The organism is Streptomyces sp. NBC_00490 (genome assembly GCF_036013645.1).
In the GTDB taxonomy this organism is placed as follows: domain Bacteria; phylum Actinomycetota; class Actinomycetes; order Streptomycetales; family Streptomycetaceae; genus Streptomyces; species Streptomyces canus_F.
In genome coordinates this window covers 5695701-5714282 of sequence record NZ_CP107869.1, presented here as the reverse complement: position 1 = coordinate 5714282, position 18582 = coordinate 5695701, and the positions used below count along the sequence as shown (strand labels likewise).

The window sequence follows — 18582 nt, the reverse complement described above, 5'->3', positions numbered from 1 at the left end:
CCGCGCTACTCCTGGCCCTCGCCGGTGATGAGCCGGGCGATCATCAGCGCCACCAGGATGATCGCGCCGTAGATGGCCTGGATCCAGAAGGACGACACCTGGGCCAGGGTGAGCAGGTTCTCCAGCATGCCCAGCAGCAGGACGCCCAGCAACGCCCCGGCCAGGGATCCCCTGCCGCCGCTCAGACTGATGCCGCCGATGACGGCGGCCGCGAACACGGTGAAGATCAGGCCCTGTCCCTGATTGGCGTTGATCGCCCCGACCCGCCCGGCGATCACCAGGCCGGCCACCGCGGCCAGGGTCCCGCCGATGACCAGGACCCCCCAGGCCACCCGTTCGACCCGGATGCCCGCTGCCCGCGCCGCGGGTGCGTTGCCGCCCACCGCGTACACCGCGCGTCCCAGCCGGTGGTGGCGCAGCACCCACCCGGCGCCGGCGAAACAGACGCCGGTCACCCACACGGAGACGGGGACGCCGAGCCAGGTGTCGGAGCCGAGAGCCAGGAACGCGTCGGGGGCGTCGAACAGGGTCTTGCCGGACACCATGCCGACCAGGACTCCACGCAGCACGATGTTCATCGCCAGGGTCACGATGAAGCCGTTGAGCTGGAGCTTGACGATCAGCAGACCGTTCACGGCCCCGATCATCGCCCCCATGAGCGGAATGATCAGCAGGCCGCACCAGGTCGGCAGTTCGCTGCCGAACCCCGCCGAGGCGGCCGGGATCACGGCCATGAAGCCGAGCGCCGGGGCGAGCCCCGCGATCGACTCCAGCGAGAGGTCCATCTTGCCGCTGATCAGGATCATCGCCTCGGCGAGCACCAGCAGTCCGAGCGCCGAGGAGGCGCTGAGCACGTTCAGCAGGTTGTCCCGCTCCAGGAAGCTCTCGTTGCTGACCGCGCCGATGACCAGCAGCAGGAGCACCGCGGGCAGCAGCGCGAGGTCACGGACCCGGCCCAGGGCGATCGTGCGGACGGGGCGGCGGACCGCGGTGCCGGGCGCCGGGCCGCCTTTCGCCGGGCCGCCTTTCGTAGGGCCATGGGCCGGGCCGTCGGTCCGGCCGTTCGGCGCGGTGTCATTCATGGCCGGTGCCGACCCCTTCGATCGAGGCCACCAGTTCCTCGTCGGTCCAGCCGACGGAGTACTCGGCGGCGAGAGAGCCGTTGAACATCACCAGGACGCGGTCGCAGCTCCGCAGGTCCGCCGGCTCGTCCGAGACGACGAGTGCCGCGCGTCCCGCGGCCCTGGCCCGGTCGACGACCGCCAGCAGCGCCCGCTTGGACTGCACGTCGACACCCGCGGTCGGGTTGATGAGCACCAGGACCGCCGGGTCGGCGGCCAGCGCCCGGCCCATGACGACCTTCTGCTGATTGCCGCCCGACAGGTCCTTGACCGGCTGGTCCGGGCCGTCCGTCGTGATGTCGAGACCGGTGATCGTCCGCCGGGCGAAGGCGTCCCGGGCCGGGCGCGAGATCACACCGAGGCGCCCCAGCCGGTCCATGATGCTCAGCGAGGCGTTCTCGGCCACCGACAGGTGCGGTACGAGCCCCTCATGGTGCCGGTCGCGCGGGACACAGCCCACGCCCGCCGCGAGCGCCGAGGGGACGCTGCCCGGCCGCGTCGGACGGCCGAGGACCTCGATCCGCCCGCTGTCGGGCCGGTACAGCCCGGCCAGCGCCTCGCCGACCTGGTGGCTCCCGGAGCCCGCGAGCCCGGCCAGCCCCACCGTCTCCCCGGAACGGACGGTGAAGCTGACGTCCGTGAAGTGCGGGCCGCTCAGCCGGTCCACCCGTACGGCCACGGGCGCGTCCGCCGCCCGCGACCGGACCGTGCCGGAGCCGGGGACCGCGGCCGTGCCCCGCCCTCCGGTCATCGCCTCGACGAGTTCGGTCCTGCCCAGCTCGCCCACGGGCGCCGTGGTGATCCAGCGGGCGTCGCGGAAGACGGTGACGGCCTGGCAGACGGCGTAGACCTCCTCCAGATGGTGGGAGATGTAGAGGAAGGTGATCCCGGCCCGCTGCAGCTGCCGGACATGGGTGAACAGGCGGTCGATGGCCCGGCTGTCCAGCTGGGCGGTCGGCTCGTCCAGAATGATGAACCGGGTGCCGCGGGAGATCGACCTGGCGATCTCCACCATCTTGGCGTCCTCGACGGTGAGCCGGCCGGCCGGCACGTTCTCGTCGACCTCCACACCCCATTCGCCCAGCAGTTCGCGGGCCGCCGCGCGCATCCGCCGCCAGCTGATCACGTGGCCGCGGACCGTGGGCTGCCGGTTGACGTACAGGTTCTCGGCGACCGTGAGATCCGGGATGATCGTCGACTGCTGGTAGACGCAGGCGACCCGCCGCTGCCACGCCTCGCGGTCCGCCGGGGCAGGCGCGGGTTCGCCGTCGAACAGGACGACGCCGCGGTCCGGCCGCTGCATGCCGGTCAGGATGCCCACCAGGGTCGACTTGCCGGCCCCGTTGCGGCCGACCAGGGCGTGCGACTCACCGGCCCGGACGGTGATCCGCGCGTCGTCCAGGGCCACGGTGGGCCCGTAGCGCTTGTGGATCCCGTGCGCCTCGGCCACCGCGCGGCGGCCGGTGCCCTCGGCGCGGGGGTCGGTCGGTGGCGTCCGGTTCATCGCGGTCTCGCTTTCCTGAGGGCCCGGAGAGGTGGTCTGCCGGGGGTCAGGAGCTCTTGCCGATCCGGTTGCCCCACAGGGACGCGTCGTCGACGTTGTGCTCGGTCACCAGCGGTGCCGGGAGCTGGTCCTCCAGGATTCCGCCGGGCAGCCGGACGACGGTGCTGTCGTGGTCGGTCGGGCCCGGATGGAAGGTCTCGCCCTCCATGGCCCGCTTGATGTAGTACATGCCGTACTTGGCGTACTGGTCGGCGGGCTGGGAGACGGTCGCATCGATCTGTCCCTTGCGGATCGCGTCCAGCTCCTGCGGGATGCCGTCGTTGGAGACGATCACGATGTGCCCTGGACCGCCGGCCGCCACCAACGCGTCGTGCCGCCGCAGCGTGCTCAGCGTGGGGGCCAGGTACACACCGCCGGACTGCAGGTAGATCCCCTTGATGTCGGGGTTGGCGGTGTACAGCGCCTCCAGACCGGCCGCCGCCCTTTCCGCCTTCCACCCTGCGGGAATGTCCAGCACCTTGATGCCCGGGTAGTTCTTCTTGACGCACGCGCTGAACGCCTCCGACCGGTCCCGCCCGTTGACGGATGCCAGGTCGCCCTGGATCTGTACGACCTTGCCCGTCTTCACCGCGTCGCCGATTCGCCGGCATGCCTTCTCCCCGAAGGCCCGGTTGTCGGCCCTGACCACCATCGCGACCGTGCCCTTGTCCGGCGCCACGTCGACGGCGACCACCGGCACGTCCTTGCGCTGCGCGGCATTCAGCCCGGCGACGATCGCCGCGGAGTCCAGCGGCGAGACGACCAGACCCCGCACGTCCTGGGCGAGCAGATTCTGGATGTCGGTGATCTGTTTGCCCGGGTCGGAGTCGGAGTTCACCGTCTGCAGCACACGGACGTCCTGGGCGGCGGCCTGCTCGGGGATGTAGGAGTCGTACGCCTCCCAGAACGGTGAGGTGAGCAGCGGCAGGACCACTCCCACCTGGCCCGAAGCGGAGTCGGTGGTGCTGCTCGTGCCCCCACCGCAGGCGGTGACGGCCGGCCCGCAGCAGAGTGCGAGGGCTGTTCCGACAGCGGCGATGCGTCGCTTCATGGTGCTCGGCTCCGAGTAGGTGGTCAGTGGCCGGTCGGTCGGTGGGTCAGTGGGTCAGTGGGTCAGTGGGTCAGTGGGTCAGTGGAGGGTCGTGCCAGGAGAAGGCCGTGTCAGTGGAAGGAGTCCGGATGTCGGCGGATGCCCTGGATCCCTCCGTCCACGGCGAGCGCCGTCCCGGTGGTGGCGCCCGCCAGCGGCCCGGCGAGATACGCGATGGCGTCCGCGACCTCCTGGGCGGTGACCAGGCGGCCGGCGGGCTGGCGGGCGATGAGCGCGGCGCGTTCGGCCTCCGGGTCGTCGGAGTGTTCGAGCAGCCGGCGCACCCAGGGGGTGTCCACGGTGCCCGGGGTGACGCAGTTGACCCGGATGCCCTCGCCGATGTGGTCGGCGGCCATCGCCAGGGTCAGCGCGAGCACCGCGCCCTTGCTCGCCGCGTACAGCGCCCGCTGCGGCAGCCCGGCCAGCGCCACGACCGAGCAGGTGTTGACGATGGCCGCGCTGCGGGACCGGCGCAGATACGGCAGTGCCGCCCGGCTGGTGCGGACGATGCCGAGCACGTTGACGTCCAGCACGTGGTGCCATTCGTCGTCCGGGTTGTCCTCGACGGTGCCCCGGGCGCCGATCCCGGCGTTGTTGACCAGCACGTCCAGGCCTCCGAACAGGTCCGCCACCCGGCTCACCGCGTCGGCCACCGCTACGGCGTCCCTGACATCGGCCTGTACGGGGTGCAGCCAAGCGGGTCCCGGAACCCGGTCGAGCACCGCCACCCGGCACCCCCGCGCGGCCAGGGTCTCGGCGGTGGCCAGACCGATCCCGGACGCACCGCCGGTGACGACCGCCGCCAGCCCCCGGAACTCCTCCCCGTTGCTCATGCCGGAGCTCCCTCGGCCGGGGGCGGGCCGTACGGAACCTGCCAGACGGCGCCACCGGGGAACGCGTACGCGGCGAGCGACTCGGGCCGCATCTCCGAGCTGAAACCGGGGGCGGTCGGGGCCGCGTACCGCCCGCGGACGATCACGGCCGGGTCGAGGAAGTGCTCGTGCAGATGATCCACGTACTCGATGACCCGGTCCTGAACGGTGCCGGAGACCGCCAGCCAGTCGAACATCGCCAGATGCCGCACGAGCTCGCACAGCCCCACCCCGCCCGCGTGCGGGCACACGGGGACCCCGAACTTGGCCGCGAGCAGGAGGATCGCCAGGTTCTCGTTGACTCCCCCGACCCGGCAGGCGTCCAGCTGCAGAAAGTCGATCGCGTCCGCCTGGAGGAGCTGCTTGAACATCACGCGGTTGTGCACGTGCTCGCCCGTCGCCACCGGCACCGGCGCCACGTCCCGGCGGATCCTCGCGAGACCGAGGATGTCGTCCGGGCTGGTCGGCTCCTCGATCCAGTACGGGTCGAACTCCGCCAGCCGCCGGACCCATCCGGCCGCCTCCTCGACCCCCCAGCGCTGATTGGCGTCCAGCGCCATCCGCACCCCGGGGCCGATCGCCGCCCGCGCGGTACGGCACCGCCGCACATCGTCGGCCAGGTCGGCGCCGACCTTGAGTTTGATCTGCCGGAACCCGCTGTCCACGGCCTCCCGGGCCAGCCGGGCGACCTTGCCGTCCGGGTAACCGAGCCAGCCCGGGGACGTGGCATACGCCGGATACCCCTCGGCGAGCAGCCGAGCCTCCCGCTCCTCCCTCCCGCCCCGCGCCCGCCGCAGAATCCCCAGCGCCTCATCCGGGGTCAGCGCGTCCTCCAGATAGCGGAAGTCGATCAACGCGACCACCTGCTCCGGCTCCAGATCAGCCAGCAGCTTCCACAGCGGTTTGCCCTCCCGCTTCGCGTACAGATCCCATACGGCGTTCACCACGGCCCCGATGGCCATGTGCACCACGCCCTTCTCGGGCCCCAGCCAGCGCAGCTGACTGTCACCGACGAGGGAGCGGCAGAACCCGCCGAGGTCGGACAGCACCTCTCCCAGCCGCAGCCCCACCACATGGGGGCGCAGCGCCTTGATCGCCGCCACCTCGACCTCGTTGCCCCGGCCGATGGTGAAGCAGAACCCGTGCCCCTCCAGCCCGTCCCCGGCATCGGTCCGGACGATCACATACGCCGCCGAATAGTCCGGGTCGGGATTCATCGCGTCCGACCCCTCGAGCCGACGCGACGTGGGAAACCGGATGTCATAGGCGTCCAGCGCCGTGATCCGCCCCCGCGCCGGGTGGGGCCTCATGACAGGCGGCTCATCGACGTCATCGGGGACTCCACAGAATCGGGCCTGCCGGCAAGCTCGTTACCCAAATGACTGTATATCGCCCAAAAGCCACAGCCGCCTACCGGAGACCTGTGTCTCGACCGGCGAACTGGATGCCCCGCACGCGCAGTTCGCGCCAGGGCAACAGAAAAGACCAGGTCAGAATGGATCTGACCTGGTCCCAGGAAGAGCCGCCGTCGGGATTCGAACCCGAGGCCTACGCGCCACTGGGACACGCGCCCAGCGGCGCCGCCGCATCCATCAAAAGCAAAAGCCCCAGGTCACGGCGAGTGAGTCCCAGGGCTTCTACAGAGCCGCCTTCGGGATTCGAACCCGAGACCTACGCATTACGAGTGCGTTGCTCTGGCCATCTGAGCTAAGGCGGCGCGCCGTCCACACCATGGTGCGATCAGCAACGTCGGTAAGTCTACACAGTTTCCGAGGGTGCTCCGTACCCGCCCCGGAGGCCGGGATTCCGGGGCGGGGGGACTCAGCTGCGGAGGGTCTATGAGCAGCGTTTTCCCTTGGTGGGCGGGGTCCCCCGGAGGAGGTACGCGTTGATGGTGGAGTCGATGCAGACGCTGCCGCGGCCGTAGGCGGTGTGACCGTCGCCCTCGTAGGTGAGGAGGCGGGCGGAAGAGAGCTGGGCGGCCAGGGCGCGGGCCCAGCGGTAGGGGGTGGCCGGGTCGCGGGTGGTGCCGACGACCACGATCGGGGCGGCGCCCTTCGCGGTGATGCGATGCGGTTCACCCGTCGCCCCGACCGGCCAGTACGCGCAGTTCAGCGAGGCCCAGGCCAGGCCCTCGCCGAAGACCGGGGACGCCTTCTCGAACTCGGGCAACGCGTCCCGCACCTGGTCCGGTGAGTTGAACGCCGCGGGGAGGTCCAGGCAGTTCACCGCCGCGTTGGCGAACATCAGGTTCGAGTAGCGGGCGTCGGCGTCCCGCTCGTAGTAGCTGTCGGAGAGGAACAGCAGCCCCGCGCCGTCGTTCTCCTTCATCGCCGAGGCCAGTGCCTCGCGCAGCTGCGCCCAGGCGCCCTCGTCGTACATCGCCGCGATGACCCCGGTGGTGGCGAGGGACTCGCCGAGCTTGCGGCCGTCCACGTCTCCGGTGGGGATCGGCCGGGCGTCGAGCTTCTCGAAGAACGCCTTGAGGTTGGGGCCGACCTCGCCCGCCTTCGTGCCCAGCGGACAGTCCGACTGCTGCACACAGTCCCGCGCGAAGGACTGAAACGCCGTCTCGAACCCCGCCGTCTGGTCGAGGCTCGTGCGCCGCGCGGGCAGGGACGGGTCCATCGCGCCGTCCAGGACCAGCCGGCCCACCCGGTCCGGGAAGAGGCCCGCGTACGTCGCCCCGAGGAACGTTCCGTACGACGCCCCGACATACGTCAGTTTCTCGTCGCCCAGCGCCGCCCGCAGGATGTCCATGTCCCGCGCCGCCTCGACGGTGGACACATGGCGCAGCAGCTCGGGCGAGTCGGCGCCGCATCCCTCCGCGAACTTCTGGAAGGCGGCGACGAGTTCCTCGCTCTCCTCCTCGTCGTCCGGTGTCGTGTCGGTCTGCGTGTACGCGTCCATGTCGCGCCCGTCCAGGCACTCGACGGGCGCACTGCGGGCGACGCCGCGCGGGTCGACGGCGACCATGTCGTACCGGGCACGGACCTCGGCGGGGTAGCCGATCCCGGCGTAGGCCTGGAGGTAGCCGATCGCCGAGCCGCCCGGCCCGCCCGGGTTCACCAGCAGTGAGCCGAGCGCCTTTGCGGAGCCGGTCGCCTTCTTGCGGGCGACGGCGAGGCGGACGTCACCGCTGTCCGGCTTGTCGTAGTCGAGCGGTGCCTTCATCGTGGCGCACTCGAAACCGGGCACCCCGCAACTGCGCCAGCTCAGCTTCTGTCCGTAGTACGGCGAGAGAGCGGCCGGCGTGGCCTTCGGCAGCGCGGGCAGCACCGCCGCCTCCGCGGTCGAGCCGGGGGAACCGCTCCCCGCGGAGCAGGCCGACACGACCAGCGCGGCGGCGGCGAGAAGGGCACCGCCGGTGCGCGAACGCCGGTGACGCGGCGGGGCGATCGGGTGTGCCGGGCGGGGATTGCGCCTGATGTGCATCAGCCGAGAGTAACTCTGCGCAGCCGCTCGGTTGCCTTCCGTGCACCTTCCGGCTCGTACGGGGTACCTGGTCAACCTTCTGTTGATCGTGAGAAGTACCGCGGGCCGGCGCCTCAGCCCGCTCGGAGCGCCATCGTCATCGCCTCCACGGCGAGCAGCGGCGCCACATTGCGGTCGAGTGCGTCCCGGCAGGCGGCGATCGCCTCGATGCGGCGCAGCGTCGACTCCGGGGAGCCGCCGCGGGCCAGGCGCTGAAGAGCCTCCTCGGCGTCCTCGTTGGCGATGGCCACCCGGGAGCCGAGCTGGAGGGCGAGGACGTCGCGGTAGAAGCCGGTGAGGTCGGTCAGGGCGAGGTCGAGGCTGTCGCGCTGGGTACGGGTCCGGCGCCGCTTCTGCTTGTCCTCCAGGTCCTTCATCACCCCCGCCGTGCCGCGCGGCATCCGACCGCCCTGGGACGCGCCCATGGCGGCCTTCAGCTCCTCGGTCTCCTTGCCGTCCATCTCCTCGGCGAGCGCCTTGGCGTCCTCGGCGGCCGCGTCCACGAGCTCCTGGGCGGCCTTGAGGCAGCTGCCGACGTCCTCGACGCGCAGCGGCAGTTTGAGGACGGCGGCCCTGCGCTCGCGCGCGGCGGGGTCGGTGGCCAGCCGCCGGGCCCGGTCGACGTGCCCCTGCGTGGCCCGTGCGACGGTCGCGGCCACGGCGGGCTCGATGCCTTCCCGTCGTACGAGAAGGTCCGCGACCGCGTCGACGGAGGGTGTCCGCAGATTGAGGTGGCGGCAGCGGGAGCGGATGGTGGGCAGGACGTCCTCGACGGACGGGGCGCACAGCATCCAGACGGTACGGGGGGCGGGCTCCTCGACGGCCTTCAGCACCGCGTTGGCCGACTTCTCGTTCAGCCGCTCGGCGTCCTCGACGAGGATCACCTGCCAGCGGCCGGTCGCCGGTGAGGTGTACGACTTGCGGACGGTGTCCCGCATGTCGTCGGCGAGGATCTGCGTGCCGACCGCGGCGACGGTGGTGACGTCCGCGTGCGTGCCGATGAGCGCCGTATGACATCCGTCGCAGAACCCGCACCCGGGGATCCCGCCGAGCGCCCGGTCGGGGCTCACGCACTGCAGCGCGGCGGCGAAGGCCCGCGCGGTCTGCGTCCGGCCGGCTCCGGGCGGACCCGTGAACAACCACGCGTGCGTCATCTTCGACGCCTCGGGCGGCGGGGTGCCCGTGGTGGTCGCGGTGACGAGCGCGTCGGCGTCCCGAGCGGCGGCTGCGAGCTGCTCGCTCACCTTCTCCTGGCCGACGAGGTCGTCCCAGACGGTCATGGGTGGTGCCGCCCTTTCGTCACGGTCGGGGGTGCTGGATCCATTGTGCGGGCCGGCACTGACAACAGGGCTCCGTCAGGTGACCGAGGGGGCACGAGGGGGCTGCCTCAGCCCCGGCGCCCCCGGCCCCGTCCCCGGCCCCCGCGCTCGTCGCCGAACTCGTCATCGTCACGCGGGCCCAGCAGCTCGTCCGCCAGCGACGGCAGGTCGTCCAGCGGTGTCTCCTCGGCCCAGTCCGAGCGGGCCCGCCGTCGCGGCGCCCCCGTCTCGTCGACCTGGGGCATCTCCCGCGTACGGTCCTCGGTTCCGTCCGGTCCCGCCTGCTCCTCCCGGAAGAACCCCGGCGGCACCCGATGAGCGGGAGCCTCACCCGGCACCGGCGGCAGCACGGCCGTCTCGTCCGCGGCACCCGGCACCACCGGCGGCAGCACAGCCGTCTCGTCGGCCGCACCCGGCACGACGGGAGGCAGCACGGCGGTCTCGTCCGCGGCCCCGGCCGGCGGCTTGGGCAGCTCGGCCGTCACCTCGTTGTCGGCGGGCCCTTCGGCCTTGTCGTCGCGCACCGGCCGCAGCACGGCCGTGTCCTCCACCGGTCCGCCCGACGCGTTCGTCGGCGTCACCACCGGTGTGGGCACGGTCGGCGCCTCCGGAGGGGCGGCCGCGGGCGGTGCCGGCTTCTTCGGACCCGCCTCCGCGGCGGCGGCGGCCTGCTCGGCGAGCCGTCGTGCCTCCTCGGCCCGCAGCAGCGCCTCCTCGGCCTTGCGCTGCTTCTCCACCCGCCGCGCCTCGGCCTCGGCCCGCAGCCGCGCCTCTTCCTCGGCCTGCTTGCGACGCCGGTCCTCCTCGACCTTGCGCCGCGCCTCCTCCTCGGCCCGCGCCTTCTCCTCGGCGAGGAGCCGGACCCGCTCCTCCTCGGCACGCTTGCGCGCTTCCTCGGCCCGCAACCGGGCCTCCTCCGCCTGCCGTTCGGCCTCGCGGCGCTGCGCCTCCTCCAGCTCGCGCCGCTTGCGCTCCTCCTCCTCGGCGCGCAGCCGCTCCAGCTGCTCCTGGCGCTCGCGCTCCAGGCGCTCCTCCTCGGCCTTGCGCGCGGCCTCTTCCTCGGCCTTGCGGCGCGCTTCCTCCTCGGCCCTGCGCCGGGCCTCCGCCTGCTCGCGGATCTCCTGCTCGGAGAGCGGCAGCAGCTGGTCGAGCCGGTGGCGTACGACGGTCGTGACGGCCTCGGGCTCCTGGCCCGCGTCGACGACGAGATAGCGCCCAGGGTCGGCGGCGGCCAGCGTCAGGAACCCGGACCGCACGCGCGCGTGGAACTCCGCCGGCTCCGACTCCAGCCGGTCCGGCGCCTCGGTGAACCGCTCGCGGGCGATCTCCGGGGACACGTCGAGGAGCACGGTCAGGTTCGGCACCAGTCCGGCGGTCGCCCAGCGGTTGATGCGGGCGACCTCCGTCGGCGACAGGTCGCGGCCGGCCCCCTGGTAGGCGACGGACGAGTCGACGTACCGGTCCGAGATCACGACCGCGCCCCGCTCCAGCGCGGGACGCACCACGGTGTCCACGTGCTCCGCGCGGTCGGCCGCGTACAGCAGGGCCTCCGCGCGGTGCGAGAGCCCGGCGCTGGACACGTCGAGCAGGATCGACCGCAGCCGCTTGCCGACCGGCGTCGCCCCCGGCTCGCGGGTCACGACGACCTCGTGGCCCTTGGCCCTTATCCACTCGGCGAGCGCCTCGGCCTGGGTGGACTTGCCGGCTCCGTCGCCGCCCTCCAGGGCGATGAAGAAACCGGAGGACGCGGGCGCCGTCACGGGGTCGTCGCCGCCCAGCAGCGCGTCCCGCAGATCCTGCCGCAGCGGCACACCGGAACGGTCGTCGACCTTGGCGAGCACCAGCGCGGCCACCGGCAGCAGCAGGGCGCCGATCAGCATCAGCGTGAACGCGGCGCCGCCGTGCGCGAACACGAACTTGCCGCTCTCCAGCCGGTGCGGCCCGATCAGCGCGGCCACCAGCGGGGCGATCACCGCACCGAGCGCGACGAAGACCCGTACGACCGCGTGCAGATGCTCGGTCGTGCGCCCGCGCCGGTAGTCCTCGGCCTCCTGGTCCAGGAGTGTGTGCCCGGTGTTGGCGGCCACGCCCGCGCCGGCCCCGGCCAGCGCGAGGATCAGGAGGACGGTGGTGACGTCCGGGACGAGGCCGGCGGCCAGCAGCGCGACGCCGGTGAAGGCGATCGCCAGCGCGAGCAGCCGGCGCCGCGAGAGCGAGACCAGCACCTTGGGCGCCGTACGGATGCCGGCGACGACCCCGCCGGTCAGCGCCAGGACCAGCAGGCCGTACGTCACCGGGCCGCCGCCCAGGTCCTTGGCGTGCAGCACGGCCACGGCGACGGCGGCGGCGACCGCCCCGGCGACGGCCGCGGAGGCCAGCACCAGCAGCGGCAGCACACCGGTGCGGCCCTTGTCGACGCCGGTGCCCGTCTTGGGGCGGCGCATGCCCTCCAGCGGGGAACGCGCGCGCGGCGTGCGGGTGCCCGGCAGTTCCAGGAAGGTCAGCACGGACAGGGACGCGGCGAACAGACCGGCCGCGACATACGAGGCGAGGGCCGCCTGGTGCTGGGCGAACCAGTCGATCCCGGCGCCCAGAAGGTTGTTGACCAGCGAGGCCGCGACGAGTGCGGCGGCGGCGAGCGGGATCGCCACGAAGCCCGTACGCAGCGACAGTCGGCGCAGCGCGTCCATGTGGTCCGGCAGCGGCCGTACGGTCGCGCCCTCCGGCGGCGGGGCCGGCAGCAGGGCGGGCGCCGCGCTCTCGCGGCACACCGTCCAGAAGCGCTCGGCGACTCCTGTCACGAAGGCGGTTACCAGGAGGACCGCCAGCGCGTTGTCCGGCGTCCAGTCGATCCACAGGGGGGCGACGATCAGCGCCAGCGTGCGCACGGCGTCCGCGCCGACCATCGTCCAGCGGCGGTCGAGCGGCCCGTCCGGCGAGGTGAGCGACGTCAACGGGCCGAGCAGCACCGCCCCGAAGAGCAGCGTGGCCAGAATGCGCACCCCGAAGACGGTCGCCACTGCGAACGCCACGCCCCGGTAGCCGCCGCCGAAGGAACCCTCGGCGATCGCCGCCTGGAGGGCCAGGACGACCAGCACCAGGAGGGCGAGTACGTCGCCGACACCCCCCACAAGCTGCGCGCTCCACAGCCTCCTGAGCTGCGGTCGGCGCAACAGGGCGCGGACGGCGCGCTCTCGGGAGTCCGCGGCAAGGGCGTCGTCGGGGGCCGGTTGGTGGGCCGTTGGCTGCTCGGCTCGCGTCATGCTTTCAGCCTATCGGGCGGCACCGACAGCCTGCGGCGCCCGTCCGAACGTGCGCACGCCCCGACACCAAACCGATGCCGGGGCGTTCGTTTTGCGAACCCGAGGTGAAGGTCCGCGGCGCGACTCAGTCTTCCGAAGCGGCCTTCGAAGCCGCCGCCTTCTTGGCGGTGGCCTTCTTCGCCGTCGTCTTCTTGGCGGCCGTGGTCGTCTTCTTGGCCGCGGTCTTGGCGGCCGTCGCCTTCTTGGCCGGGGCCTTCTTCGCGGGCGCCTTCTTCGCCGTCTTCTTGGCGGGAGCCTTCGCACGCTTCTCGGCGAGCAGCTCGAAGCCGCGCTCCGGGGTGATCTCCTCGACGCTGTCGCCGGAGCGCAGGGTCGCGTTGGTCTCCCCGTCGGTCACATACGGCCCGAAACGGCCATCCTTGACCACGACCGGCTTCTCGCTGACCGGGTCCGCGCCCAGCTCCTTCAGCGGCGGCTTGGCGGCGGCCCGGCCGCGCTGCTTGGGCTGGGCGTAGATCGCCAGCGCCTCTTCGAGGGTGATCGTGAAGAGCTGGTCCTCCGCTGTGAGGGACCGCGAGTCCGTGCCCTTCTTCAGGTACGGGCCGTAGCGGCCGTTCTGCGCGGTGATCTCCACGCCCTCGGCGTCCTTGCCGACGACCCGCGGCAGCGACATCAGCTTGAGGGCGTCGGCGAGGGTCACCGTGTCCAGCGACATCGACTTGAACAGCGAGGCCGTACGCGGCTTCACGGCGTTCTTGCCGGTCTTCGGCGTGCCCTCGGGGAGCACCTCGGTGACGTACGGGCCGTAGCGGCCGTCCCGCGCGATGATCTGGTGGCCCGACTCGGGGTCGGCGCCGAGCTCGAAGTCACCGCTCGGCTTGGCGAGCAGCTCCTCCGCGAACTCGACGGACAGTTCGTCCGGGGCGAGGTCCTCCGGCACGTCCGCGCGCTGGTGGCCCTCGGAGTCCTTCTCGCCGCGCTCGATGTAGGGGCCGTAGCGGCCTACCCGCAGCACGATCCCGTCGCCCACCGGGAACGACGACACCTCGCGCGCGTCGATCGCGCCCAGGTCGGTCACGAGCTCCTTGAGACCGCCGAGGTGATCCCCGTCACCGTTGCCGGCGACGGCGGCCCCGCCCTCGGTGCCTTCACCGAAGTAGAACCGCTTCAGCCACGGCACTGACTGGGCCTCGCCCCGCGCGATGCGGTCGAGGTCGTCCTCCATCTTGGCGGTGAAGTCGTAGTCGACGAGCCGCCCGAAGTGCTTCTCCAGGAGGTTGACCACGGCGAAGGAGAGGAAGGACGGGACGAGTGCCGTGCCCTTCTTGAAGACATAACCGCGGTCGAGGATCGTGCCGATGATCGAGGCGTACGTCGAGGGACGGCCGATCTCGCGCTCTTCGAGCTCCTTGACCAGGCTGGCCTCGGTGTAGCGGGCCGGGGGCTTGGTGGCGTGCCCGTCGACCGTGATCTCCTCGGCGCTGAGCCGGTCGCCCTCGCTGACCTGGGGCAGCCGGCGCTCGCGGTCGTCCAGCTCGGCGTTCGGGTCGTCCGCGCCCTCGACGTACGCCTTCAGGAAGCCGTGGAAGGTGATCGTCTTGCCGGAGGCGCTGAACTCGACGTCCCGGCCGTCGGCGGCGGTGCCGGCGATCTTCACGGTCACGGAGTTGCCGACCGCGTCCTTCATCTGCGAGGCGACGGTCCGCTTCCAGATCAGCTCGTAGAGCTTGAACTGGTCGCCGGTCAGTCCGGTCTCGGCAGGCGTGCGGAAACGATCACCCGAGGGGCGGATCGCCTCGTGCGCCTCCTGCGCGTTCTTGACCTTTCCGGCGTAGGTCCGGGGGGCCGAGGGCAGGTAGTCGGCGCCGTACAGCTGGGTGACCTGCGCACGGGCCGCGGTGACAGCGGTCTCGCTGAGCGTCGTGGAGTCCGTACGCATATAGGTGATGAAGCCGTTCTCGTACAGCTTCTGCGCGACCTGCATGGTCGCCTTCGCTCCGAAGCCGAGCTTGCGCGAGGCCTCCTGCTGGAGCGTCGTCGTACGGAACGGGGCGTACGGCGAGCGGCGGTACGGCTTGGACTCGACGGACCGGACGGCGAACTGCGTCTGCTCCAGGGCGGCGGCCAGCGCACGGGCGTTGGCCTCGTCGAGGTGGAGCGTGTTGGCGCCCTTGAGCTGGCCCAGGGAGTCGAAGTCACGGCCCTGCGCGACCCGCTTGCCGTCGACGCTCTGGAGGCGGGCGACGAGGGTCGACGGGTCGCTCGAGTCCCCCGCGCGGCCGGTCGCGAAGGTACCCGTCAGGTCCCAGTACTCGGCGGACCGGAACGCGATGCGCTCGCGCTCCCGCTCCACCACGAGCCGGGTGGCGACGGACTGGACACGGCCCGCCGACAGACGGGGCATGACCTTCTTCCACAGGACCGGCGAGACCTCGTAGCCGTAGAGGCGGTCGAGGATACGGCGGGTCTCCTGGGCGTCGACCAGCTTCTGGTTGAGCTCGCGCGGGTTGGCCACGGCGGCCTGGATCGCGGCCTTGGTGATCTCGTGGAAGACCATCCGCTTGACCGGGACCTTGGGCTTGAGCACTTCCTGGAGGTGCCAGGCGATGGCCTCGCCCTCGCGGTCCTCATCGGTGGCGAGGAAGAGCTCGTCGGAGTCCTTCAGCAGCTCCTTGAGCTTCTTGACCTGAGCCTTCTTGTCGGCGTTGACGACATAGATCGGCGCGAAGTCGTGCTCGACGTCCACGCCGAGCCGGCGGACCTCGCCGGTGTACTGCTCCGGTACTTCCGCGGCACCGTTGGGGAGGTCGCGGATGTGCCCGACGCTCGCCTCGACGACGTAACCAGGGCCGAGATAGCCCTTGATCGTCTTCGCCTTGGCAGGCGACTCGACGATGACGAGTCGGCGGCCGCCCTTTGCGGTCTCGCTGGTCGGGGACAACTTCGCTCTTCTCTCCGGTCGACGCTTGGGGCCTCCCCAGGCGCCTTCATCCCGGGGTCGGGTCATGGTGACGCTGCGGAGTGTGACGGTACATCCCGCCCCCGTGTCAAACGGGAAAAGCCCGCAACGGCCACTCGAACGGTAACCCGACTACCGCCATTCCTGCCGCCCGGAGTGCCCACCGGCTCTTTCGAGCCTTACCGGAGGGAGACCTCCTGATTACCGGGACCTCGGCTTTTCCATGATCCTCAGATCCGGGTGAGACACCATGCGCCGAGGCCCAGCGCCACCACGGCGGCGAGGCTCGCGAGGGTCGCCGATGCGACCGGGTTCACACCGTGTGCGACGGGTTCGCGCTGTCGGAGCCGGACGGCGGTCCACATCAGCAGCCCGCCTCCGAACAGGGCGAACACCGCCGCGGCGAAGATCGCCGGCCCCTTCTCCATGACGCCCCTGCCCCCTTGTGCCCCTGCCGCGCGTGTCCGGCCCCGGGAGGTTGACACGCGCGGGCGGCGGCCAGGCGAACCCGAGGTGAACGCGGGGCCGACGCCGCTGGGGACTGCCCCGGCGCCCCCGCTCACGGCCGGGGGATCAGACCGATCCGGGCACGGGTATCTTTCCGCTCGTCTTCTCGTTGTCGGTCCGTCCCACGGTGCACACCGCCTTCTTGAACCCCTGGTTCCAGTCGTCCTCGTCGGCGACCCAGCCGAACACGGCCCGCTCGGAACCGGGTGCCCAGGTCGACTCGAATTTGTTGCCGCAGAGCTTGGTCGCGTTGTCTGCGCCCTTCTCGTAGTTCATGCCGGCGGGCGCCTGGACGACGCCCACGACCTGGTCGGTGTGGGGTTTCACGCAATCGGTGAGCGGGGCGTTGTAGCCGTCGTCGCCCTCCTCGTAGATCCAGCAGTCGCCGACGCTCATCTGACCGACCCACAGGTTGGCGCCCTCGTCGCGGAACCGGCCGACTTCACCGCCTATCGCGGCATGGCGGCCGAGTACGAGACATGCCGTACCGCTGTTGGCCTCCGTGAAGCCCTCCTTCGTCGGTACGACGGCGTAGCCGGCCGCGTCCGGCAGGGCGTCGACGACCGCGCGCGTCTGGTTCGCACAGCGCTCGGCGCCCTCGGCGGCCGCGTCCGCGGCGTCGGTGGCGGTGTCGACCGCCACGACCTGCCCGTCCGGCCAGTCCTCGGAGCAGCTCACCTTGCCCAGGTTCGGCACCGATTTGAACGGCGTCCCCGACCAGACCGCCTGCACACAGTCACCGGTCTCCAGCGGCTGGCTGAGTCCGACGACATCGCCGTACGGCAGCACCGGTCCGGTCGGCGGGGCCGAGGACTTGGGCACGCTGGAGGTGGGCGGCTTCTTCGGGGTGGCGGTGTCGTCGCCACCGTCGTCGCCGGTCAGCGAGACGGCCAGCCAGGTGCCGCCGGCGACGACGAGCACGGCGGCCACGACGAGCGCGACGACGGCGAGCCGCTTCTTGGAAGGCGACGCAGGCGGCGGTCCGCCGCCAGGGGCGCCCGGCCCGCCCGCGCCCCAGCCGGCGCCGTAGGTGCCGCCGGTGTACGGGCCGTAGGACGCCGCGGGGCCGCCACCGCCCGTGGAGGGCGACTGCGCGCCGCCTCTCGCGTAGGGCCCTTGCGTGTAGGGGTTGCCGGCCTCGGGCGACTGCTGCGACACGGAGGCCTGCCGCCAGGGGTCGTACTGCGAAGGGGGCGCCCCGGCAGGCGTGCCCGGGCCTCCGGTCCCGAAGCCCCCGGATCCCGGAGTCACCGCCCCCACCGCACCGCCCACCCCCTGCGGTACGCCGCCCGGAGTGTGCGGTGTCTGCGGAGTGTTCGGCGTCGGTGGCGCACCCGGTGTCCGGGGTGTCGCCGCCCCGAACCCGGCGGGTGGCGGCCCGAATCCCCCCGGCGCCGCACCGGCCGGCGCGGGCCACGCGGGCGAGGCCCCCTGCACCACCCGCTCCAGCCCCCGCGCCACCGTCTCCGGCGACGACCTGCGCACCGGGTCCTTCACGAGCAACCCCTGGAGCACAGGCGCCAGTTCACCGGCCCGCACCGCGGGCGTCGGCTCCTCCCCCAGCAGCGCCGTCAGGGTGGCGTAGTCACCGTGCCGGTCGAAGGGGCCGCGCCCCTCCACGGCCGAGTACAGCGTCGCGCCCAGCGAGAACAGATCCGCGGCCGGCGTCGGGGGCTCGCCACGCGCGCGTTCCGGGGCGAGGTAGCCCGGTGTGCCGAGGATGCCCGCCGTGGCGGTGAGCCGGGGTTCGCGGGACTCGGGTTGCAGCGCGATGCCGTAGTCGGTGAGCAGCACGCGTGCGTACGGATCACCCGAAGCGTCCGACGCCAGCAGGATGTTGGCCGGTTTCACATCCCTGTGGAGGATGCCGATCCGGTGCCCCGCGGTCAGCGCGTCGAGCACGGCGAGCCCGATGCGGGCCGCCTGGGCGGGCAGCAGCGGCCCTGAACGCCGTACGACCGCCTGGAGGTCGACCGCGTCCGGCACGTACTCCATGACGATCCACGGCAGTCCCTCGTGGACCACGACGTCGTGCACCGTCGCCACATGCGGATGGCCGCGCAGCCGCGCCGCGTGCCGGGCCTCGCTGCGGGCCCGCGCGATGCGCTGGGCGGGCTCGGCCGCGTCCATCGGCACCTCCGGAAGCGCGATCTCCTTCATCGCGACTTCGCAGGCCAACTCCTCGTCGTACGCGAGCCAGACCCGGCCCATGCCGCCCGCGCCGAGCGACCGCAGCAGCCGGTACCGCCCGTTGATGACCCTGCCTTCGCCTTGATCCGGCGTATCCCCCGCCATCACGCCTCCCCCCGAGACAGCGCGCCTCCCCCGGGGACGCGTGCACTCTGTCTCTTGAAGGTAGCTTCGCAGGTGCCACTGACAGGAGACCTTTTCAGGAGCAATCCCACCAGATCAGACACATGAGCCTCAGGGGTGC

General features: G+C 72.1%; 11 protein-coding genes and 1 tRNA gene. All 12 read right to left on the bottom strand.

All coding sequences use genetic code 11. The features are described 5' to 3' along the window. Window positions 1–5: 5 nt before the first annotated feature. Complete coding sequence (locus OG381_RS25980) at window positions 6–1082, bottom strand: ABC transporter permease (RefSeq protein WP_327718481.1); 1077 nt, start codon at window positions 1080–1082, stop codon at window positions 6–8. After that, on the bottom strand, window positions 1075–2625 hold the full coding sequence (locus OG381_RS25975) for a sugar ABC transporter ATP-binding protein (RefSeq protein WP_327718480.1): 1551 nt from the start codon (window positions 2623–2625) through the stop codon (window positions 1075–1077). Before OG381_RS25975 ends, OG381_RS25980 begins: the two co-directional genes overlap by 8 nt. Before the next feature lie 46 nt (window positions 2626–2671). Continuing rightward, window positions 2672–3715 (bottom strand): sugar ABC transporter substrate-binding protein, encoded by a 1044-nt coding sequence (locus OG381_RS25970; RefSeq protein WP_327718479.1) that lies wholly within the window; start codon window positions 3713–3715, stop codon window positions 2672–2674. 110 nt (window positions 3716–3825) lie between these two features. After that, window positions 3826–4587: an SDR family NAD(P)-dependent oxidoreductase gene (locus tag OG381_RS25965; RefSeq protein ID WP_327718478.1), complete on the bottom strand. Its 762-nt coding sequence runs from the start codon at window positions 4585–4587 to the stop codon at window positions 3826–3828. Further along, window positions 4584–5936 (bottom strand): enolase C-terminal domain-like protein, encoded by a 1353-nt coding sequence (locus OG381_RS25960; protein WP_327718477.1) that lies wholly within the window; start codon window positions 5934–5936, stop codon window positions 4584–4586. The genes OG381_RS25965 and OG381_RS25960 overlap by 4 nt, the downstream gene beginning before the upstream one ends. 333 nt (window positions 5937–6269) lie before the next feature. Next, window positions 6270–6343, bottom strand: a tRNA-Thr gene (locus OG381_RS25955). A 119-nt stretch (window positions 6344–6462) separates the two neighbouring features. Then, window positions 6463–8061 (bottom strand): alpha/beta hydrolase, encoded by a 1599-nt coding sequence (locus OG381_RS25950; RefSeq protein ID WP_327718476.1) that lies wholly within the window; start codon window positions 8059–8061, stop codon window positions 6463–6465. A gap of 113 nt (window positions 8062–8174) precedes the next feature. Continuing rightward, entirely contained in the window at window positions 8175–9380 is a 1206-nt protein-coding gene (locus OG381_RS25945; protein WP_327718474.1) for a DNA polymerase III subunit delta', read from the bottom strand. A 107-nt stretch (window positions 9381–9487) separates the two neighbouring features. Continuing rightward, a complete protein-coding gene (tmk, locus tag OG381_RS25940) occupies window positions 9488–12682 on the bottom strand; it encodes a dTMP kinase (RefSeq protein ID WP_327718473.1) in 3195 nt (1064 codons plus the stop codon). Window positions 12683–12806: 124 nt separating this feature from the next. Continuing rightward, window positions 12807–15623 carry a type I DNA topoisomerase gene (gene topA / locus OG381_RS25935; RefSeq protein WP_327718472.1) on the bottom strand — a complete coding sequence of 939 codons (2817 nt, stop codon included), beginning with the start codon at window positions 15621–15623 and terminating at the stop codon, window positions 12807–12809. Between the two features lie 248 nt (window positions 15624–15871). Next, window positions 15872–16069: a hypothetical protein gene (locus OG381_RS25930; RefSeq protein ID WP_327718471.1), complete on the bottom strand. Its 198-nt coding sequence runs from the start codon at window positions 16067–16069 to the stop codon at window positions 15872–15874. Between the two features lie 145 nt (window positions 16070–16214). After that, window positions 16215–18443: a serine/threonine-protein kinase gene (locus tag OG381_RS25925; protein WP_327718469.1), complete on the bottom strand. Its 2229-nt coding sequence runs from the start codon at window positions 18441–18443 to the stop codon at window positions 16215–16217. Between the last annotated feature and the right edge of the window lie 139 nt (window positions 18444–18582).